The sequence below is a fragment of the Mycobacterium sp. DHQP2018-32-09 genome, assembly GCF_058148405.1.
The window spans coordinates 157,196-177,253 of record NZ_JBYVYK010000001.1; the positions used below are offsets into that span (position 1 = coordinate 157,196).

At 70.3% G+C, this 20,058-nt stretch carries 17 protein-coding genes and 1 tRNA gene; 10 read left to right on the forward strand and 8 right to left on the reverse strand.

Annotated features, from left to right (window positions below):
* Window positions 1–9: 9 nt before the first annotated feature.
* The gene (locus AC30CM_RS00685) at window positions 10–582 is read right to left on the reverse strand and encodes a hypothetical protein (protein ID WP_490114883.1); all 573 of its coding nucleotides are present in this window, start codon (window positions 580–582) and stop codon (window positions 10–12) included.
* A 274-nt stretch (window positions 583–856) separates the two neighbouring features.
* On the opposite strand from AC30CM_RS00685, the gene AC30CM_RS00690 reads away from it, so the two are divergent.
* Complete coding sequence (locus AC30CM_RS00690; RefSeq protein ID WP_490114884.1) at window positions 857–1,357, forward strand: SEC-C metal-binding domain-containing protein; 501 nt, start codon at window positions 857–859, stop codon at window positions 1,355–1,357.
* A gap of 3 nt (window positions 1,358–1,360) precedes the next feature.
* Here the strand turns inward: AC30CM_RS00690 and AC30CM_RS00695 are convergent, their stop codons facing one another.
* Together AC30CM_RS00695 and AC30CM_RS00700 are read right to left on the reverse strand one after the other, a co-directional pair.
* Window positions 1,361–1,870 (reverse strand): hypothetical protein, encoded by a 510-nt coding sequence (locus tag AC30CM_RS00695; protein ID WP_490114885.1) that lies wholly within the window; start codon window positions 1,868–1,870, stop codon window positions 1,361–1,363.
* A gap of 381 nt (window positions 1,871–2,251) precedes the next feature.
* Entirely contained in the window at window positions 2,252–3,205 is a 954-nt protein-coding gene (locus AC30CM_RS00700) for an alpha/beta hydrolase (protein ID WP_490114886.1), read from the reverse strand.
* Between the two features lie 248 nt (window positions 3,206–3,453).
* Between AC30CM_RS00700 and AC30CM_RS00705 the strand changes: the two genes are divergently transcribed.
* The 4 genes from AC30CM_RS00705 (at window position 3,454) to AC30CM_RS00720 (ending at window position 9,571) form a co-directional block, all read left to right on the forward strand.
* Window positions 3,454–4,698, forward strand: coding sequence for a PucR family transcriptional regulator (locus AC30CM_RS00705; RefSeq protein WP_490114887.1), 1,245 nt, complete (start codon window positions 3,454–3,456; stop codon window positions 4,696–4,698).
* Between the two features lie 208 nt (window positions 4,699–4,906).
* The gene (locus AC30CM_RS00710; protein WP_490114888.1) at window positions 4,907–6,376 is read left to right on the forward strand and encodes a class I adenylate-forming enzyme family protein; all 1,470 of its coding nucleotides are present in this window, start codon (window positions 4,907–4,909) and stop codon (window positions 6,374–6,376) included.
* 22 nt (window positions 6,377–6,398) lie between these two features.
* Window positions 6,399–8,153 (forward strand): DUF3556 domain-containing protein, encoded by a 1,755-nt coding sequence (locus tag AC30CM_RS00715; RefSeq protein ID WP_490114889.1) that lies wholly within the window; start codon window positions 6,399–6,401, stop codon window positions 8,151–8,153.
* Window positions 8,150–9,571, forward strand: a complete 1,422-nt coding sequence (locus AC30CM_RS00720; protein WP_490114890.1) for a phytoene desaturase family protein — start codon at window positions 8,150–8,152, stop codon at window positions 9,569–9,571. Before AC30CM_RS00715 ends, AC30CM_RS00720 begins: the two co-directional genes overlap by 4 nt.
* 45 nt (window positions 9,572–9,616) lie before the next feature.
* On the opposite strand, the gene AC30CM_RS00725 is transcribed toward AC30CM_RS00720, so the two are convergent.
* A tRNA-Tyr gene (locus tag AC30CM_RS00725) sits at window positions 9,617–9,699 on the reverse strand.
* An 84-nt stretch (window positions 9,700–9,783) separates the two neighbouring features.
* On the opposite strand from AC30CM_RS00725, the gene AC30CM_RS00730 reads away from it, so the two are divergent.
* Both AC30CM_RS00730 and AC30CM_RS00735 read left to right on the forward strand, forming a co-directional pair.
* On the forward strand, window positions 9,784–10,275 hold the full coding sequence (locus AC30CM_RS00730; RefSeq protein WP_490114891.1) for a YajQ family cyclic di-GMP-binding protein: 492 nt from the start codon (window positions 9,784–9,786) through the stop codon (window positions 10,273–10,275).
* A 56-nt stretch (window positions 10,276–10,331) separates the two neighbouring features.
* Window positions 10,332–11,357 carry an NAD(P)H-dependent glycerol-3-phosphate dehydrogenase gene (locus AC30CM_RS00735; protein ID WP_490114892.1) on the forward strand — a complete coding sequence of 342 codons (1,026 nt, stop codon included), beginning with the start codon at window positions 10,332–10,334 and terminating at the stop codon, window positions 11,355–11,357.
* A 3-nt stretch (window positions 11,358–11,360) separates the two neighbouring features.
* Here the strand turns inward: AC30CM_RS00735 and AC30CM_RS00740 are convergent, their stop codons facing one another.
* The 3 genes from AC30CM_RS00740 to grcC1 all read right to left on the reverse strand — a co-directional run bounded on the left by AC30CM_RS00740 (window position 11,361) and on the right by grcC1 (window position 14,001).
* Entirely contained in the window at window positions 11,361–11,900 is a 540-nt protein-coding gene (locus tag AC30CM_RS00740) for a hypothetical protein (RefSeq protein ID WP_490114893.1), read from the reverse strand.
* A 148-nt stretch (window positions 11,901–12,048) separates the two neighbouring features.
* Window positions 12,049–12,927: a zinc metalloprotease HtpX gene (htpX, locus tag AC30CM_RS00745; protein WP_490114894.1), complete on the reverse strand. Its 879-nt coding sequence runs from the start codon at window positions 12,925–12,927 to the stop codon at window positions 12,049–12,051.
* 66 nt (window positions 12,928–12,993) lie between these two features.
* Entirely contained in the window at window positions 12,994–14,001 is a 1,008-nt protein-coding gene (gene grcC1, locus AC30CM_RS00750) for a nonaprenyl/(2E,6E)-farnesyl/geranylgeranyl diphosphat synthase (RefSeq protein ID WP_490114895.1), read from the reverse strand.
* Between the two features lie 138 nt (window positions 14,002–14,139).
* Here grcC1 and menJ point away from each other — a divergent pair, with 138 nt between their 5' ends.
* The 3 genes from menJ (at window position 14,140) to AC30CM_RS00765 (ending at window position 19,309) form a co-directional block, all read left to right on the forward strand.
* Complete coding sequence (menJ, locus tag AC30CM_RS00755; RefSeq protein WP_490115041.1) at window positions 14,140–15,354, forward strand: menaquinone reductase MenJ; 1,215 nt, start codon at window positions 14,140–14,142, stop codon at window positions 15,352–15,354.
* A gap of 110 nt (window positions 15,355–15,464) precedes the next feature.
* Complete coding sequence (locus tag AC30CM_RS00760; RefSeq protein ID WP_490114896.1) at window positions 15,465–18,230, forward strand: AAA family ATPase; 2,766 nt, start codon at window positions 15,465–15,467, stop codon at window positions 18,228–18,230.
* A gap of 122 nt (window positions 18,231–18,352) precedes the next feature.
* Complete coding sequence (locus AC30CM_RS00765; protein ID WP_490114897.1) at window positions 18,353–19,309, forward strand: esterase family protein; 957 nt, start codon at window positions 18,353–18,355, stop codon at window positions 19,307–19,309.
* A 54-nt stretch (window positions 19,310–19,363) separates the two neighbouring features.
* On the opposite strand, the gene AC30CM_RS00770 is transcribed toward AC30CM_RS00765, so the two are convergent.
* Complete coding sequence (locus AC30CM_RS00770; RefSeq protein WP_490114898.1) at window positions 19,364–20,053, reverse strand: demethylmenaquinone methyltransferase; 690 nt, start codon at window positions 20,051–20,053, stop codon at window positions 19,364–19,366.
* Window positions 20,054–20,058 lie beyond the last annotated feature (5 nt).

Here is a 20,058-nt window from a genome sequence, read left to right on the forward strand (position 1 = left end):
CGTCGCCCGTCAGGGGCAGGTGTCGGGGGGCGCGCCGTCGACCTGCAGCGACGACGTCCACCACCAGGTGGGCCCCAACGCGTCGAGCGCCTCTCGCGGCAGCAGCATCACCAGTCGGCCCGGCACGCTGACGTCCGGCGGACCCGCCATGGGATGGGTGGTGCCGCCGACGTAGGAGAACCAGTAGAACGCGCTCGGTGCGCCGTCGGTGACGTCGACCGTCAACTGCACCGCCTCCCCCGCGGGGTTGCGGGCCAGCAGCGTCCACGCCGAGTGTCCCTTGGCAGGCAGCGCGCCCGAATACGTCATGGTCACCTTCGCCCCCTCCGGCACGGCCGTCACCGTCGTCGCCGTCAGGTCCACCGGACCGCCGCCGAGGGTCGTCGACGTGCACGACGAGTCCGCGGTGGCGGGGATCGCGGTCGGCGGCGCCGGGGGCGGGGTCGACGGGGGGTAGGTCGAGGTGGTGGCCGAGGCGCCCGGCGCCGCGTCGGGGGCCGACGACTGGCCCGGCTCCGTCGCGCATCCAGACACCACGGCGGCCAGCACTGCCAGCACGACGACGACGCTTCCCGACCGCACCGGTCGATGCTAGCCAGCGCGCCACCAAGATCGTGGGACGACGGCGTTCGCCGACGGCGCGGGAGTCCGGCGGCGTCCGAGCCTGGCGGTTCCGTGCTCGCTGTGACGAACCTGGCTAACCTTGACCCGGTGCGAACATTGACCTAGACGTCTGCGTAGGCCACGCTCTCACCACGGCAGCAAGGATCATCGACTGAGCTGGCGGGCGCAGCGAATGCGCGGGTCATCTACGATGAGAGTTTCACGACGTGAACGATCGGCTATCCAGCCCTCGATGCTGAAAGACCACCCACTCACCATGCGACGTTTCGACACCGCCCTCGACGGCGCCCTCGACGCACCGCGGTCGACCGACGTGCGGGTGGTCGACGCGTCCCCACTCAGCGCCACCGAGGTCGTGGCGCTGCGGCACGCGTTCTACCGCATGTCGACGTCCGACCTCTACCGCGTGCGAGCGATCCTCGCCGAGCGGCCGGCCACCGTCGACGACGTCGCCCTGGCCATGGTGGCCCTTGCCCCCCCGCTCGCCGACTGGATCCGCGACCAGGACCGCTTCCGTGACGTCGCGCCCCTCTCCGACTTCTTGACCACGATCGTGCGGGTGCTGCTGACGCTCTACGTCGTCGCCGAGGAGTACGCCCCGCCCGTCCAGGTGGTCGAGGTGGTGCAGAAGGTGGCCACCGGGGCGCTGCACGAGATGCCCATCCCGCGCCGCATGACGTGCTTCTGCGACAGCGGCAAGAAGTTCCACCGCTGCCACGGGCGCAGCCGCTGATCCTCAGAACGGCAGGCAGTTCGGGCGCAACCCCGAGAAGTGCACGGCGGGCATGCCGTCGATGGTGACGAAGTCCGTTCCCGGCGCCCACGTGGTGCCCGGCGAGATCCAGGGCGGCGCCCCCTTCGGGTAGGCGATGGTCAGGTCGGAGTAGAACTTCCACCCCGCCGGGCAGCGGCCGTTGTTGGGCGGCAACGGATTCCACGCATGCACCTCGACCGGATTCCTCAGCCTGGTGCCCTGGGCGCAGTTGGGTTGGCATTGCAGGGCATCGTCGGTCCCGCTGCCGCGGGCGCCGTCGGGTCCCCACGACGTCCACGTCATGTCCCGCAGCACGCCGGAGCGGTCGCAGTCGTAGTCGAACGTCGCGGGCTCCTGCTCGGCGGGCTGCACCTCGCTGACGCACTTGCCGATGGCGTACTGCATCTCGGTGGGGTGCGGATCGGCAGCCGCGGCGGGGAGGCACACGGTGACCGCCACCGACCACGTGGCTATGGCAAGCGGCACGGACATGGCGCGGCGCACTCGTCGCTCCTCCGGTCGGGGAATGGCTGACCGGATGCTAACAGCGCGCCGCACCCCGGACGGATGCGCCGAGTCCCGGCCCGGACGGATGCGCCGAGTCCCGGCCCATGCGCGTACGCCGATTGGCGGCGACCAAGACGCTGCGCTACTGGCTGAACGACAGGGCTGCCGTCCTGGCACGCCTGGCGGGTCGACCGTTGGCGCAACCGACCTGGTGACCCGCTGCAGGCACCGATACCCCCGCGACGGCTTCTCACACTCCCGCCAACGTCACCACGCGCCGGGTCGCACGGCATCGGCAGGCGCGTGACGTCTCGTGAGCTCCACCCGCAGCGGTTGCCGGGTCTCGAGTCGCTCCCGTCGTCGCCGTCAGGTGCCCACGGTGGCCGAGGGAACCGGGACGGTACGGGCGAGGAAGTCCAGTTGCGCGGTGACCACCGACTCGAACAGTGGGTCGACGTAGGGGTCGAAGTGGCCACCGGAGAAGTCCTGCAGGGTGGCCCGTCGCATGCGGTGAGCCGCCTTGCGTGCCGGCGCTGCAGGCGCGATGGCGTCGTCGGCGGCCACCTGCACCAGCGCCGGGCACGTCACCTTCGAGGCGTGGCGGATGGGTGAGTACAGACCGATGTGCGCCAGGATCCGCGCGGCGATCGTCTCGGGCAACGCGCCCCGCCGAATCCCGGACGCCTCGAAGAGGCGGTTCACTGCGGCGTCGGCATCCGGGGTCGCCATCACCGCGACGGTCCCGGGGGCACCCACGGGGTCGACGTACCGGGGTGGCCTGCGCCGCGCGGCGCGCAGCGTGTCCTGCAGGGCGACAGGGGCGAGTCGCAGCGCGTGCAGTCCGGTGGCGCGCACGGCAGCGGGACCGCTGACGTGGGGCACCTGGGAGATGATGGCGGCCAAGTCCTCACCGGTGCCGGCGAGCGTGATGACGTGGCCGCCTGCGAAGGACGTGCCCCAGGCGATGACTCGGCGCGGGTCGACGCCGTCGAGCGTGCGGGCCCACGCCAGTGCGGCGCGCCAGTCGGCGAGCTGTGCGGCGACGTCGACGACCCGGCGCGGCTCGCCTTCGCTGTCCCCGAAGGATCGGTAGTCGAAGACCACGACGACGTATCCCGCCGCGGCGAAGCGCTCGGCAAACGCCGGCAGGCGCAGCACGCGCACGCTACCCAGGCCGTGGGCCATCACGATGACGGGCGCCGCCTCGGCCGCCCTCGCAGTGGGCCCATACACGGGTCGGTACACCCATGCCGCACACCGCACGCCGCCGGAGGTGAAGTGCTCGTCGGACCGGCTGAACGGCTGGGCAGGTGTCGACATGGCGTCTCCTTCGTGGCGCGTGACGGCCGGTGCGTGGCCTGACTCGTCGTCACGCGGGTCGGCGCTGGGTGGCAGAAGCGTGTCACCAGCAAAGAACGAGCCTAAGCCGCTCGACGGAGGCGCACCATGTGCGGCGCAGCTCATTGTTGACCGGTGCCGTCGTGCGACCCGCACGAACGCGGTCGGGCGATTGTGTCCACGCCGGGGGTCGTCGCGGTCGATACTGGGCGCGACCCGTGGAGGTGTTGATGGCGGATGCGCAACCTGGCGCGTCGGTGACGTGGTTGGCGCAACGGATGAGCGCGCAGCGCGACGCCTTCATCAACGCCTTGGTCTCGGCCACGCGAGCCCAGATCCGCTCCCTGGACCACGACGCGCGGATGGTGGATCTGCTGACCGCGAGCATCACGGAGAACGTGATCGCCGCGATCCACTTCCTCGAGCATGGCCGCGAGGAAGGAGAGGTCGAGGCGCCCAGTGCCGCGTTCGTGTACGCCCGCGCGCTGGCACAGCGCGACGTCCCCCTGTCGGCGTTGATCCGGGCCTACCGCATCGGGCACAACCGCTTCGTCGACGAGGCCATCGCCGTCCTGGCGACTCACGGGTCGCAGGCGGAATCGCTGGCGGCTGCAGCCGAATTCGTGCATCGGTCGGCGCTCTGGATCGATCGCATCTGCGATCAGGTGGGCCAGGCCTACGAACGGGAACGCGACCGGTGGGTGAGCAGCCGCGGCGGTCTGCGACAGCACTGGGTGACGCAGGTCCTCGACGGCAGTCCGGTCGACATCGGGCGCGCGGAGGACGCCTTGGAGTACCGCTTCGACCGGTGGCACGTGGGGGCAGTCATGTGGGCCGATGATCACGTGACCGCCAGCGACCTCGGCGCGCTGGTCGACGACGTGCGCGCCGTCGTCGGCGACCAGCTGCAGGCGCTCGGGCCGGCGTTGATGGTGCCCACCGACGAGCGCGAAGCCCGCCTGTGGTGGCCCGTCGCCGACGACGCCGTGGCCGACGTCGTGGTCGAGGCGGGCACGCCGGTGCGCCTCGCGTTCGGCACCGCCGGGCGGGGAGTCGACGGATTCCGGCGCACGTGGCAGGAGGCAGCACGCGCCCAGTTGGTCGCGCAGGCCGGTGGCGGCGACCCGGCTCGGCGGGTGGTGGCCTACGCCGCGGTGGCTCCCGTGGCGTTGATGGCCGACCACCCCGCGGAACTCCGCCGGTTCGTCGGCGCCGTACTGGGCGAACTGGCCACCGACGACGAGCGCAACGGGTGGCTCCGGGATACCCTGCGGGAGTTCCTGGCCCGCAACCGCAGCTACGCCGCCACCGCCGAGGCCATGTTCCTGCACCGCAACACCATCCAGTACCGCGTCACGCAAGCCCTGGACAAGTGCGGCGCCACCCTTGACGACCCCGACGTCGTGGTGCAGGTCCAGATCGCCCTGTTGGCGTGCCGCTGGCTGGGCCGCTCGGTGCTCACCGTCGCTCCCTGAGCCGGGCGCCCGCGCACCGTGCGGCACGCACGCCCGTGCACCCGTGCGGCACGCACGCCCGTGCACCCGTGCGGCACGCACGCCCGTGCACTGTGCGGCACGCACAACCCACGCTGCCGACTTCGGCTCAGCCGCATATGGCGTCCGTCACATCGCAGACCTACCGTAACCCAGGTCATTCGATGTTGCTGCTGCACAAGGGGGCCACGTGCATCTCGCCGACCTGCTCGACGTCCGCGCCAACGCCGACCCCACGGGTCCCGCTTTGGCCGACGAGCACACCGGTGCCCTGACCAACGCCGCGGTGCTCGCGCGAATCGACGCCACGGCGGAGCGGTTGAGCAGCGCCGGCGTCCACCGTGGCGACGTCGTGGCCGTGCGGTTGCCCAACCGCATCGAACTGGTCACCACGGCCTTTGCGGCCTGGAAGCTCGGCGCTGCCGTCACACCCGTCAATCCCTCCCTGACGTCGACGGAGGTCGACTTCCAGCTCACCGACTCCGCGGCTCGGGTGCTCGTGACCCACGACGAGGATGGCCACCATCGGGTCGCCGTACTCACCCTGGCCGACCTGGCGGCTCCTGGATCCTCGGCCAAGGTGCCGGACGATCCGCGGCGGGACGACGACGTGGCTTTGCTGGTCTACACCAGCGGCACCACGGGCCGACCCAAGGGCGTCGAACTGACCCACGCCAACCTGATGGCCATGGCGAAGGGGATCAACGAGGCGATGGGCAGCGGTCCGGACACGCACAGCCTGTTGATCCTGCCGCTGTTCCACGTCAACGGGATCGTGGTCAGCGTCCTGGCACCGCTGCTGGCAGGCGGGCAGACGACCATCGCGGGCCGGTTCGACCCGCGCCGGTTCTTCGACCTGGTGGCCCGCCACCGGCCGACGTTCTTCTCCGCGGTCCCCACCATCTACTCGATGCTGGTGGCCCTGCCCCCAGAAACCGTCACCGACACCACCTCTTTGCGGTTCGCCATCTGCGGCGCCGCCCCCATGCCGACGCCGCTGATCCAGGCGTTCGAGGACCGCTACGGCGTCCCCATCATCGAGGGCTACGGCCTCTCGGAGGGCACCTGCGCCTCGACGACCAACCCGCTCAACGGCATTCGCAAGCCGGGCACCGTCGGGGTCGCGCTGCCCGGTCAGCGCGTCGCCATCCTCGACGCGAACGGAACACCCATGCCTGCCGGGACGGTCGGCGAGGTGGCCATCGCCGGGCCCACGGTGATGCGCGGCTACCTCAACCGTCCCCGGGAGACCGCCGAGGCCATCGTCGACGGCTGGTTGCGCACCGGCGACATCGGCGTGCTCGACTCCGACGGCTACCTCACCCTGGTCGACCGCGCCAAGGACATGATCATCCGGGGCGGGGAGAACATCTATCCCAAGGAACTGGAGTCCGTGCTCTACACCCACCCCGACGTGCGGGAGGCCGCCGTCGTCGGACGGCCCGACCCGGTGTACGGCGAGGTGCCCGTCGCCTTCGTCACCGCCCATGCCGATCACGACCTCGACCCGGCCGAGCTCACCGCCCACCTCACCGATGCGCTCGCGAAATACAAACGGCCCGAGGTGATCCTGGTCGACGAGATTCCCAAGAACCCGGTCGGCAAGATCGACAAGCCCGCGCTGCGGCGCCAGTTCACCTCGCACCCGACGTCCGCGTGAACCCTGGAAGGAAGCACCGCCCGTGAGCTTCACGAAACCCAATCTGCCGCAGGACACCGATCCCAGCACCTGGCGCACGCTGCCGCGGCAGCAGCGGATCCAGATCATGACCCGGCACTGGACCGAGAACGGCTTCGGCACCCCTTGGGGCGTCTACGTGCTCTACGTCGTCAAGGTCGCCGCCTACCTGGCCGGCGCGGCCGCGGTCATCTCTCTGACCCCCGGATTGGGCGCCCTGACCGACATCACGGCGTGGTGGACCCAGCCGATCGTCTACCAGAAGCTGGTGGTCTTCACCCTCCTGTTTGAGATCCTCGGATTGGGTTGCGGCTCAGGTCCTTTGACGTTGCGGTTCCTCCCCCCGCTGGGTGGCTTCCTCTACTGGCTGCGCCCCGGCACGGTACGGCTGCCTGCATGGCCGAATCGGGTGCCGCTGACCCGCGGGGACACCCGCACCGTCGTCGACGTCGCCCTGTACGCCGTGGTGCTCGCGTCCGCGGTGTGGGCGCTGTTGGCGCCGGGGAAGGGCGGGTCGGTGACCTCCGCCGGCGACGTCGGGCTGCTCGATCCGATGCTGATCGTGCCGACGCTCGTTGCACTGGTGCTGCTCGGCTTGCGCGACAAGACCATCTTCCTGGCCGCGCGCGCAGAGCATTACGGGCTGACACTGATCGTGTTCTTCTTTCCCTTCACCGATCAGATCGCGGCCTACAAGCTGATCCTGCTGGCGTTGTGGTGGGGGGCGGCCACGTCCAAGCTGAACCACCACTTTCCGTACGTGGTGGCGGTGATGATGAGCAACAACCCCGTACTGGCGACCAGCAAGTGGGTCAGAAGACTGATGTGGCGTGACCCGGTCGACGACCTGCGCCCGTCGTGGCTGCCCAAGCTGCTGGCCCACGTCGGAGGCACCACCGCCGAATTCCTGGTGCCGCTCTACCTGGTGTTCTTCGCGCCCTCGAGCGGTCCCTGGCTCTGGATCGCCATCGGGTTCATGGTCATCTTCCACCTCAACATCACCTCGACCATCCCCATGGGCGTACCCCTGGAGTGGAACGCGTTCTTCGTCGTCTCGCTGTTCTACCTCTACGGCGCCTACGGCGACGTTCGCGTCACCGACCTCGGCTCGCCGGTTCTGCTGGCCATCCTCGTCACCGCACTGGTGCTGGTGCCGGTGCTGGGAAACCTGTTCCCGGCCAAGGTGTCGTTCCTGCCCGCCATGCGCTACTACGCCGGCAACTGGGCCGCCAGCACCTGGTGTCTGCGCCACGGAGTGGAGGACGTCATCGAAGCCAACGTGACCAAGTGTTCGGCACTGGCCAACCGCCAACTCGCGGCGCTCTACGATCCCGACACCGCGGACGTCATGCTCGACAAGATGACCGCCTGGCGGTCGATGCACACCCACGGCCGCGCGCTCAACGGTCTCATCCCCCGCGCCATCGCCGACGACACCGACTACGACATCCGCGACGGCGAGTACATGGCCGGACCGATCCTGGGCTGGAACTTCGGCGAAGGGCATCTCCACAACGAACAACTCCTCGAGGCGCTGCAACGGCGCTGCCACTTCGCCGAGGGCGACGTCCGCGTGGTCATCCTGGAAGGTCAACCCATTCACCGGCACTGGCAGGCCTACCGCATCGTCGACGCCAAGACCGGTGAGATGGAACGTGGCTACGTCGACGTCGCCGAGATGCTCAGCCGTCAACCGTGGTTCGAGCCCGGTGACACGCTGCCGGCGCGCGTCGTCTCGTCGGCGGTGAACTCCCGGTGAGTACCGCCGTCGTCGTCGGATCGGGCCCCAACGGTCTGGCGGCCGCGCTGACCCTGGCCGAGCGCGGTGTGGACGTCACCGTGCTCGAGGCCGCCGACACCCTGGGCGGCGGCACCCGAACCAGCGAACTGACCCTGCCCGGCCTGCGGCACGACGACTGCTCGGCCGTCCACACCATGACCGTGGCATCGCCGTTCATCCAGAGCCAACCCCTGGCCGACTACGGACTGCGCTGGCGCTACCCCGATCTCGACATGGCCCATCCCTTCGACGACGGCAGCGCTGCGACGCTGCACACCTCGCTCGAAGAGACCGCCGCCGGGTTCGACGAGCGCGACGGCCGGGCCTGGCGGCGGATCTTCGGTCCGCTGAGCCGCAACTTCGACGCGCTGCGCGAGGACGTGTTCCGGCCCATCGCGCACGTGCCGCGCCACCCGGTCAAGCTCGCCACCTTCGGCGCGCAGGCGCTGCTGCCCGCGACGGCCATGGCGAGGGCATGGCGCACCGAACGCGCCCGCGCCTTGTTCATGGGGGTCGCCGCGCACGTCTACTACCCGCTGACCCGGCCTGCCAGTTCGTCGGTGGGCTTGATGATCACTGCCGCCGGGCACCGCTACGGGTGGCCGGTCGCCGAAGGCGGGTCGGCCGCCATCGCCGCAGCGATGACCGCACGGCTGGCCGACCTCGGCGCCAAGATCGAGACCGGAGTGCTCGTCACCTCACTGAAGCAACTCCCGATCGCCGACGTCGTCCTGTTCGACCTCGCTCCGCGCGCAGTCGCCGACATCGCGGCCGAGGCCCTGCCCGGACGGGTGAGCCGTGCGTACCGCCGCTACCGCCACGGCGCGGCAGCGTTCAAACTCGACATCGCACTCGACGGCGACATCCCGTGGACCAACCCGGCGTGCCGACGCGCAGGCACCGTCCACCTCGCAGGCAGCTCCGCCGAGATCGTGGCCGCCGAACGTGACGTCGGAGCCGGACGCATGCCGGCCGCGCCGTTCGTGCTGCTGTGCCAGCAGTACCTCGCCGACCCCACCCGCAGCGCCGCGGGCGTCAACCCCATCTGGGCCTACGCCCACGTCCCGCACGGGTACACCGGCGACGCCACCGAGGCGATCCTCGACCAGATCGAACGCTTCGCCCCGGGATTCCGCCGCCAGATCCTCGGCATCCACCGCCGCGGGCCGATCGCGCTGGCCGAGCACAATCCCAACTACGTCGGCGGGGACATCGCCACCGGCCGCAACGACCCGTGGCAGATCCTCATCCGTCCCCGCCCGGCCATCGACCCTTACGCCACCGGCATTCCCGGCGTGTACGTCTGCTCGGCGGCCACCCCACCGGGGGTCGGCGCGCACGGCATGTGCGGTCACAACGCCGCCAGATCCGCCCTGCGTCATCTCGAACGGCGCTGACCGCCAAACGCCATCAGGCCCCCTCGAAAGGGGGCCTGACCAGCGTGGCAGGTACAGGATTCGAACCTGTGTAGGCTTTCGCCGACGGATTTACAGTCCGCTCCCATTGGCCGCTCGGGCAACCTGCCGGATGCACCCTGGTTTGGTGCGGTAAGCAGAGTACAACGAGGATGGCCCCAACACGAAAACGGCTAGTAGACGAGGAGGGTCCAGTGGCGGATTCCAGTTTCGACGTGGTGAGCAAGGTCGATCGCCAGGAGGTCGACAACGCACTCAACCAGGCCGCCAAGGAGCTGTCGACGCGCTTCGACTTCCGCGGCACCGACACCACCATCGAGTGGAAGGGTGACGAGGTCATCGAGTTGGTCTCCTCCACCGAGGAGCGCGTCAAGGCCGCCGTCGACGTGTTCAAGGAGAAGCTCGTCCGCCGCGACATCTCGATGAAGGCCTTCGACGCCGGCGAGCCGCAGGCCAGCGGCAAGACCTACAAGGTCAGCGGCACCCTCAAGCAGGGCATCACCAGCGAGCAGGCCAAGAAGATCACCAAGCTGATCCGCGACGAGGGACCCAAGGGCGTCAAGGCGCAGATCCAGGGCGAGGAGATCCGCGTCAGCTCCAAGAAGCGCGACGACCTCCAAGCCGTCATCGCCTTGCTCAAGGGCGCCGATCTGGACGTCGCGCTGCAGTTCGTCAACTACCGGTAGCGCCGAGCCCACCGAATCGACCCCTCGCGCGGCGACGCCGCAATACGCTGATCGCCATGGCACCCGATCAACGCGAACCCAAGGTCGTCGTCCTCGGCGGCGGCTCCTGGGGCACCACCGTGGCTTCCATCTGCGCGCGGCGCGGCCCGACGCTGCAGTGGGTGCGTTCGGAGGAGACGGCCGCCGACATCAATGAGCGGCACTGCAATTCGCGCTACCTCGGCGACGAGGTGGCGCTGCCACCCTCGCTGAAGGCCACCACCGACTTCTCCGAGGCCGCCAACTGCGCCGACGTCATCGTCATGGGCGTGCCGTCGCACGGCTTCCGCGGCGTGCTCGAGCAACTCGCGCGCGAACTGCGGCCCTGGGTGCCCGTGGTGTCGTTGGTCAAGGGCCTCGAGCAGGGCACCAACATGCGGATGAGCGAGATCGTCGACGAGGTGCTCCCCGGGCATCCCGCCGGAATCCTGGCCGGGCCCAACATCGCTCGCGAAGTCGCCGACGGTTACGCCGCCGCCGCCGTGCTGGCCATGCCGGACCAGCACCTCGCGGCCAACCTCGCGAACCTGTTCCGCACCAAGCGGTTCCGCACCTACACCACCGACGACGTGGTGGGCGTCGAGATCGCGGGCGCGTTGAAGAACGTCTACGCCATCGCGGTCGGCATGGGGTACTCACTGGGCATCGGCGAGAACACCCGCGCCATGGTGATGGCCCGCGCCGTCAACGAGATGTCCAAGCTGGGCGAGGCCATCGGCGGCAAGCGCGAGACGTTCTCGGGCCTGGCGGGCATGGGCGACCTCATCGTGACGTGCACCAGCCAACGCAGCCGCAACCGTCACGTCGGCGAGCAACTGGGGCAGGGCAAGACCATCGAGCAGATCGTCGAATCCATGAACCAGGTGGCCGAGGGCGTCAAGGCCGCCAGCGTCATCATGGAGTTCGCCGAGAAGTACGGCATCGCCATGCCCATCGCCCGCGAGGTCGACGGCGTGGTGAACCACGGCTCGACGGTCGAGCAGGCCTACCACGGGCTGGTGGCCGAGAAGCCCGGCCACGAGGTGCACGGAGCCGGCTTCTGACCCCTAGTTGAAGTAGGGGTTGGTGCCGTTGGGCCGGTCCAGCAGCGGGTTGGTGGCGTTCAGGATGTAGCTGCCCGCCGGGCTGAGGACGAAGCCCGCCTGGTCGAAGTTGTTCTGACACACCGTCACCGTGCCGTCCGTGCCGCACGTGACGTTGCGGAAACTGATCCGGGTGCCTGGCTCCAACCGCTTCGGCAACGTGTCGAACGAGTAGATGGGCCGCGCCGCGTTCGCGAAGCCGGGGGCGCCCTGCTGGCCCCCGGTGACGACGTTGGCGCCGCCGGGCGCCGCGGGCAGCGCACCGCTGCAGCCATACCCGCCGGTGCCCCGGCTCATCACGCACAGGATGTCCCCGGGCGCGGCGAAGGCGTACACCTCACCGTTCTGCTGGGTGTACTCCGACGGCGCCACGGGAGCGAAGGCGTTGACGTTGGGTGGCGGGGCCGGCGCCGGTGACGGCTCGGGTTCGGCCGACGCCGTGGCGGCCCCTCCGACGAGGGCTGCCCCCGCAGCGAGCAGGCCGATCAACGTTCTGGTCAGCACGCGTTCAGCGTAGAGCAGGCCCCGACGGGGCGCTTGGGTAGCCGTCACACCCTGACCATCGGTCGCACGGCGGCGAACGTTAGCGCGAGTGTGCGCCGCGCTCCGCCGACACGGCGTGTCGCGGACGAAACCGCACTGTCGGCGGACCTCAGTACATGCCGGGGCCGCGGCCGGCCATCTGCTCCAAACGGGCGATGCGGTCGGCCATCGGCGGATGCGTGGAGAACAGCTTGCCGATCTTCTCCCCCGCCCGGAACGGGTTGGCGATCATCAGGTGGGCTTGGTCGGCCAGCTGCGGCTCTGGCGGCAGCGGCGCCGCCTCGACACCGCGGCTGATCTTGCGCAGCGCATTCGCCAGCGCCAGCGGGTCACCGGTCAGCTCGGCGCCGGACTGGTCGGCCTGATACTCGCGCGATCGTGAGACCGCCAACCGGATGACGGTCGCCGCGATGGGACCGAGCATCGAGACCAGAAGGATCGCAAAGGGATTGGTGCCACCCTCGCGGTTGTTCCCGAACATGCTCGCGAAGAACGCGAGGTTGGCCAGCGCCGTGATGACCGACGCCATGGCACCGGCCACGCACGAGATCAGGATGTCGCGGTTGTAGACGTGCGAGAGTTCGTGGCCGAGCACGGCGCGCAGCTCGCGCTCGTCGAGGATGCGCAGGATGCCGGTGGTGCAGCACACCGCGGCGTTGCGGGGGTTACGCCCCGTCGCGAACGCGTTGGGCGCATCGGTGTCGCTGATGTAGAGCCGCGGCATCGGCTGGTGGGCGGTGTTGGCCAGCTCGCGGACGATGCGGTACATGGCAGGGGCCTGCAGCTCGGTGACCGGCTGGGCGTGCATGGCGCGCAACGCCATCTTGTCGCTGTTGAAGTAGACGTAGGCGTTCATGCCGACGGCGAACAGCACCGCCAGGAACATGACGTTGCGGCCGAACAGCGCGCCGATGAACACGATGAGCGCCGAGAAACCCGCAAGGAGCAGGAACGTCTTGATTCGGTTTGCGTGCGGATTCCACGTCATCGGCATCTCCCTTCGACAGTCGTCACCTCGTGAAACGCGTGAGGGGTACCGCTTGGTTCCGGCTGCTCAGCCGTCGCGGTTCATCGTGTAGTCGATGAGCCCCGCCAAGGCGTCGCGCCCCGGCCCCGCCGGCAGGTGCTCCAGCTCGGCGCGCGCGTCGGCCGCATACTTCGCCACCGTCTCCTTGGCCTCGCGGATGCCGCGCGACGACCGCAGCAGCGCGAGGGCCTCGGCCACGTCGGCGTCGGACTCCACGGGGCCGGCGAGCAGCTCACGCAACCGGTCGGCCTCGGGCCCGGTGTCGCGCAGGGCGTAGAGCACGGGCAGCGTGTGCACGCCCTCGCGCAGATCCGTGCCGGGCACCTTGCCCGATTCGTCTGGGTCGCTGTCGATGTCGATGATGTCGTCGGCGATCTGGAATGCCGTGCCGACGATGCCGCCGAGGCGGGCCAGCCGTTCGATCTGCTCGTCGTCGGCGCCGGAGAACGTCGCGCCGAAGCGGCCGGACGCGGCGATGAGGCACGCGGTCTTCTCGTACACGACCTTGAGGTAGTGCTCGACGGAGTCGACGTGGTCGGCGGCGCCGCGGGTCTCGCGCATCTGCCCGGTGACCAGTTGGGCGAACGTGTCGGCGATGATGCGCACGGCGTCGGGCCCCAGCCGCGACACCAGCCGCGACGCGGTGGCGAACAGGTAGTCACCCGCCAGGATCGCGATGTTGTTGCCCCAGCGCGCGTTGGCGCTCTCGGCGCCGCGCCGCACCTGCGCCTCGTCCATCACGTCGTCGTGGTAGAGCGTGGCCAGGTGCACCAGCTCGATGACCGCTCCGGCCACCGTCACCTGCCAGGCGTCGGGCTCGGGCCCGAGCTGCGCGGACAGCACGGTGAACAGCGGACGGAACCGCTTGCCGCCGGCGTGGAACAGGTGTTGTACGGCCTCGGCCATCAGTTCGTCGGCCTTGCCCAGCTCAGTGGCCATCAGGTCCTCGACCCGAGCCACACCGTCGCGCACGTGCGCTGCGAATTCGGCGCTGCCGAAGTCCACGCCTGCGACCACCGTCGCTGGTGTCTTCATTGCTCCAACATACTGTGAAGCGTGGGCGTGACGGCGGGCAGGAGCGCAGCGACCGGGGAAGACGACCCGGCGGGCAGGAGCGCAGCGACCGGGGAAGACGACCCGGCGGGCAGGAGCGCAGCGACCGGGCAATCTGACATCACCGCGGACGTGGTGGTGGTGGGCGCGGGGCCCGCGGGATCGGCGGCCGCCGCCTGGGCCGCCAGGGCCGGGCGCGACGTGCTGGTTCTCGACGCGCAGCGCTTCCCCCGCGACAAGGCGTGCGGTGACGGTCTGACGCCGCGGGCGGTCGTCGAGCTGCAGCGCCTCGGCCTGGGCTCGTGGCTGGACTCCCGCATCCGGCACCACGGGCTGCGCATGTCGGGGTTCGGCACCGACGTCGAGGTGCGCTGGCCGGGTCCGTCGTTTCCCGCCGTCAGTAGCGCGGTGCCGCGCACCGAACTCGACGATCGCATCCGCAGGGTGGCCGCCGACGCCGGCGCCGCGATGCGGTTGGGCGTCAAAGTCGTTGGCGCGCGTCATGATTCGAAGGGTCGGGTGTCCAGCCTGCTGCTCGACGACGGCGGCGAGGTGCACTGCGAGCACGTCGTCGTCGCCGACGGGGCCCGCTCGACGCTGGGCCGCGTCCTGGGTCGCGAGTGGCACCGGGAGACGGTCTACGGCACGGCGATCCGCGCCTACGTGCCGACTCCACGGTCCGACGAGCCGTGGATCACCTCGCACCTGGAGCTGCGCTCTCCCGACGGGGACGTGTTACCCGGGTACGGCTGGATCTTCCCGCTGGGCAACGGCGAGGCGAACATCGGCGTCGGCGCCCTGGCCACGGCCAAGCGCCCCGCCGACGCCGCCCTGCGCCCGCTGCTGGCCCACTACGCCGCCCAGCGGCGCGAGGAGTGGGGGTTCGACTCGGCACCCCGCGCTGCGCTGTCGGCCCTGCTCCCGATGGGTGGCGCGGTGTCGCACGTCGCCGGCCCGAACTGGGTGCTCGTCGGGGACGCGGCGGCGTGCGTCAACCCGCTGAACGGAGAGGGCATCGACTACGGCCTGGAGACCGGGCGGTTGGCCGCCGAACTACTCGGCGACGACGATCTCACCCTGGCGTGGCCGGAACTGCTGCGCGACCATTACTCACGGGGCTTCTCCGTGGCCCGCAGGCTGGGGTCGTTGTTGACACTGCCACGATTCCTGCCGCTCACCGGACCGATCGCCATGCGATCGCAGACGCTGATGGGGATCGCCGTGCGGGTCATGGGCAACCTGGTCACCGACGAGGACGCCGATCGCGTCGCCAGGGCCTGGCGACGCGCCGGAGCCTGGTCGTCCCGACTCGACGAGCGACCGCCGTTCGCGTGATCGAGCAAACCGTGCATGGTCAGCCGTGGTCATCGACGTGGGGCGGGTTTGCCATGTCGAGCGCCGTGACGTGCGTGGCCGAGAGTTTGCGGGGCTAACCCGTGGGGAACATGCGGGATGTGGTGGACCGGCTGGTCGAGGTTCGCGCCGTCGCCAGATTCCTCCACTCCGCGCAGTCTCGGCCCGCGGCGCTGATCGTCGAGGGCGAAGCCGGGATCGGCAAGTCGACGGTGTGGCGCGGAGCCGTGGAAGAGGCGCGCGGGCGCGGTTTTCGCGTGCTCTCCGCGCGCGCCGTCCACGGCGAGGCCCAGCTGGCGTACGGGACGCTCGCCGGCGTGCTGGCCGACCTCGACGGGCCGGTGGTCGACCTGCTGCCGCACGTGCAACGCGTCGCGTTCGACCGCGTGCTGCGACGGCGGCCCGAGGCCGGGCCCGCCACCGACGAGCGCATCGTGGCCGCCGCCGTCCTCACGCTGCTCGAACACCTCACGGTGACGTCGCCGGTGCTGGTGGCCGTCGACGACGCGCAGTGGCTGGACTCGTCCAGCCGGGCGGTGCTGGCCTTCGCCGCCCGGCGGCTGCGCTGGCCCGTCGGCATGCTGCTCGCCGAGCGCACCGGGAGCGACGGCGCGCCCGGCGCCACCTGGCTGCAGCTGCCCACGCTCGGCGGGGTGGAGCGCGTCCGCATCGGCCCACTCGCCGCCAGCGGCCTGCACACGGTGCTCACCGAGGAACTGGGCGACGAGTTCTCGCGGACGTCCGCGATGCGCATCGCCGAACTCTCCGGCGGCAACCCGTTCTATGCGCTGGAGCTCGCGCGGACGATGGTCGGTCGTTCGCCCCTGGACGAGGGCCGGCTACCCGCGTCGCTGTCCGACCTGGTCCGCACGCGCCTGGACGAACTGAGCGCCGACACCGTGCACGTCCTGCTCGCCGCGGCGTCGGTGGGCACCGCCACCGTCGACCTGCTGGCCGCCGTGACCGACCGCAGCCCCGCCGAGGTCGTGGAACTGCTCGAGGAACCCGAGGACGGCGGCGTGGTGGTGATCGAGGGCAACCGGGTGCGGTTCACCCATCCCCTGCTGGCACGTGGGGTCCACGACGTGGCGGGCCCGGCGCGGCAGCGCGCCATGCACGCACGCCTGGCCGAGGTGATCGACGATCCCGAATTGCGCACGCGGCACCGCGCCCTGTCCGGGGAACCGGCCGACGCGACCACCCTGGACGCGCTGGACGACGCGGCGGCCGCGGCCCGCACGCGCGGGGCGCCCGCTGCTGCCGCCGAGCTGCTCGACCTCGCACTCGCTCTCGGGGGGCCCGATCCCGCGCGTCGAATCCTGGCTGCGGACAGCTACTTTCACGCCGGTGACGGCGCGCAGGCGCGCAAGCTGCTGGAGGGCGTGATCGCCGAACTGCCCGCGGGCCCCCAGCGGGCCCAGGCGACGATCCTGTTGGCCACCGTGCACGCCTACGACGACGGCTTCGCCGAGGCCGTACGGCTGCTCACCGGCGCCGTCACCGATGCCGCGGGCGATGCGCCGACGGTCGTCACGGCCACGACGCTGTTGTCGTACGCGCACTTTCAGATCGGCCAGTTCACCGAGTCGCTGGAACTCATCGACGACGCCGTGGCCATGGTCGCCGAACTCGGCGACCCGGCGTTGACCAGTCAGGTGTTGGCGGTCCTGGTGACCGCCAAGTTCCATCTGGGACGCGGGGTGGACCGCGAGAGCCTGCAGCGCGCACTGGAGTTGGAGGACCACGACGCCGTCGCGCCGTTCGCGCTGCGCGCCAGTACCGTGAACGCGTTCATCAAGGGCTGGATCGGCGAGGTCGACGAGGCCAGCGTACGGGCCGACGAACTGCGGCAGCGGTTGCTCGAGCGGGGCGCCGAGAAGGACCTGATGGCCATCGCGGGACACCGCACGCTGATCGAGCTGTGGCGCGGCGACTTCGCCAGGGCGGGCGAGATCGTCGACGAGACCGTGCGGCATGCCGACCTCGCCGGTGGGGACATGCTGCGCGTCCTGGCCCTGACCCTGCGGGCGGTCGTCGCCGCCTACTGCGGACGGGACACGGCGGCCCGCGAGGACGCCGAGGAGGCCATCGCCATCGCCCTGCGCGACCAGTCGCCGGAGTTCGCCGTGTGGCCGTCGGTGATCCTCGCGTTCCTCGAGACGTCGCTGATGAACTACGAGGCCGCCCTGACGGCGGTGCAGCCCATGGTGGACCTGCTGGGCTACATGCCGGGCGCCGAGATCATGCACCTGTGGTTCCTGCCGGACGCCGTCGAGGCCATGATCGGGCTGGGCAAGTTGGGCGACGCCGAGCCGCTCATCGAGCAACTCGAGGTCACCGGGGCACGTCTGGACCGCACGTGGTTGGTGGCCACCGGTGCGCGCTGCCGGGCGATGTGGCACGCCGCGCGCCAGGAGCTGCCCGAGGCACTCGCGGCGGCGCACCGCTCGATGGCCGCGCACGACGCGCTGCCCATGCCGTTCGACCGGGCCCGCAGCCTGCTGGTGCGCGGTCGCCTGCAGCGCACGGCGCGGGCCGTGGCCGCGGCCACCGCAGACCTCACCGAAGCACTGCGCGAGTTCGAGCGCATGGGCGCCGCCGTATGGGCCGATCGGGCTCGCGCCGAGCTGGCAGCACTATCCCCGGCCCAGCCACCCACCCTGACCGCGGCCGAGCTGCGCGTGGCCGAACTCGCCGTCACCGGCATGACGAATCGCGACGTCGCGAGTTCGCTGTCGGTGAGCCTGAAGACCGTCGAGGCCAACCTCACCCAGATCTACCGCAAACTGGGCATCAGGTCGCGTTCACAGCTGGCGCAGCGGCTGCGTACAGCGGACGACGAGCGTCACGAAATATGAACAATCCGTAAGGATTTGCGGTAACGGCAGCGGCTATCCCGACGACGTCTCTCCATGGGCGCGAAACAAGCGGCGCCCGTGTTCGGTGAAGCGGCCACTCGGCCGGCAAAGGAAGTGTCCCCGTGAGAATCGCTCATACCTGGCTGCGCCGAATCTGCGCCGCCCTCGCCGTGACGGCGCTGCTGCCCGCCCTCGTCGCCGTGGTCGGTCAGGGCGCCACCGCCGCCGCCTACTCCCGGCCGGGTCTGCCGGTCGAGACCCTGATGGTGCCCTCCGCCGCGATGGGCCGCGACATCCCCGTGCGATTCCAGGGCGGCGGCTCCAAGGCCGTGTACCTGCTGGACGGCCTGCGCGCCCGCGACGACAACAGCGGCTGGGACATCGAGACGGCGGCCTTCGAGAACTACTACCAGTCCGGGCTGTCGGTGGTGATGCCGGTGGGCGGCATGTCGAGCTTCTACACCAACTGGCAGGGACCGGCCGTCGGCAACGGCACCACCTACAACTACCAGTGGGAGACGTTCCTCACCTCGGAACTGCCCGCCTACCTGTCCGCCAACAAGGGCATCTCCCCCAGCGGCAACGCCGTCGTCGGCCTGTCGATGTCCGGCAGTGCGGCACTGATCCTGGCCGCCTACCATCCCAACCAATTCCGTTATGCGGGATCCCTTTCGGGCTTCCTGAACCTGTCCGACGGCATCTGGCCGACCCTGGTGGGCTTCGCGATGCGCGATGCGGGCGGCTTCGACGCCACGGCCATGTGGGGCCCGGGCGGCGGCCCGGACTGGAAGCGCAACGACCCCACCGTCAACGTCGGCTCGCTGGTGAGCAACGGCACCCGCATCTGGGTGTACTGCGGCAACGGCACGCCCGGCGAGTTCGGCGGCGCCGACGTCCCGGCGCAGATCCTCGAGAGCATCACGTTGGACAGCAACAAGAACTTCCAGCGCCAGTACGAGGCGGCGGGCGGCCGCAACGGCACCTTCAACTTCCCGCCCAACGGCACCCACGGCTGGGGCTACTGGGGTTCGCAGCTCAACGCGATGAAGGGCGACATCCAGCGCACGCTGGGCGTCTGATGCGGTGGTCGGCCGGCCCTGCGCCGGCCGACCGCCCGCACCGTCCGATCCCGACTATTCCGGCTTGACCGCCGCGTGCAGGGCGACGATGCCCCCGGTCAGGTTGCGCCACCGCACCTGCGACCACCCCGCCTGTGAGATCTGTTGCGCCAGTTCGGCTTGCGTCGGCCACGCCCTGATTGACTCGGCGAGGTAGTAGTAGGACTCCGGATCGCTGGACACGACGCCCGCCATCCGCGGCAGCGCCTGCATCAGGTACTCCTTGTACGCGGTGGCGAACAGCGCATTGGTGGGCGTCGAGAACTCGCAGACCACCAACCTGCCGCCGGGTCGGGTCACGCGGGCCAGTTCGCGCAGCCCCTCGACGTGCGGGTTGACGTTGCGCAACCCGAAACTGATGGTGACGGCGTCGAAGGCGGCGTCGTCGAACGGCAGGTGAGTGGCGTCGCCGGCCACCTTCGGGACACTGCGGCCCGCACCGGCCTCGAGCATGCCGATCGAGAAGTCGCACGCCACGCACCACGCCCCGGACTTGGCGAGTTCCACCGTCGACACCGCGGTTCCCGCGGCCAGGTCGAGCACGCGATCACCAGGGCCGATCTGCAACGCCGACCGCGTGGCACGCCGCCAGAACCGGTCCTGCCCCAACGACAACACGGTGTTCGTGACGTCGTAGCGCCGCGCCACCGTGTCGAACATCGACGCGACCTCGTGCGGATCCTTGTCCAGCGACGCCCTGCTCACCCCAC

What these genes read in the sequence shown, in the direction of transcription:
- AC30CM_RS00700 (WP_490114886.1), bottom strand. Translation starts at nt 3,205, where the DNA reads ATGTCGACACCTGCCCAGCCGTTCAGCCGGTCCGACGAGCACTTCACC.
- grcC1 (WP_490114895.1), bottom strand. Translation starts at nt 14,001, where the DNA reads ATGAAGACACCAGCGACGGTGGTCGCAGGCGTGGACTTCGGCAGCGCC.
- AC30CM_RS00760 (WP_490114896.1), top strand. Translation starts at nt 15,465, where the DNA reads ATGCGGGATGTGGTGGACCGGCTGGTCGAGGTTCGCGCCGTCGCCAGA.
- AC30CM_RS00735 (WP_490114892.1), top strand. Translation starts at nt 10,332, where the DNA reads ATGGCACCCGATCAACGCGAACCCAAGGTCGTCGTCCTCGGCGGCGGC.
- AC30CM_RS00705 (WP_490114887.1), top strand. Translation starts at nt 3,454, where the DNA reads ATGGCGGATGCGCAACCTGGCGCGTCGGTGACGTGGTTGGCGCAACGG.
- htpX (WP_490114894.1), bottom strand. Translation starts at nt 12,927, where the DNA reads ATGACGTGGAATCCGCACGCAAACCGAATCAAGACGTTCCTGCTCCTT.
- AC30CM_RS00695 (WP_490114885.1), bottom strand. Translation starts at nt 1,870, where the DNA reads ATGTCCGTGCCGCTTGCCATAGCCACGTGGTCGGTGGCGGTCACCGTG.
- AC30CM_RS00690 (WP_490114884.1), top strand. Translation starts at nt 857, where the DNA reads ATGCTGAAAGACCACCCACTCACCATGCGACGTTTCGACACCGCCCTC.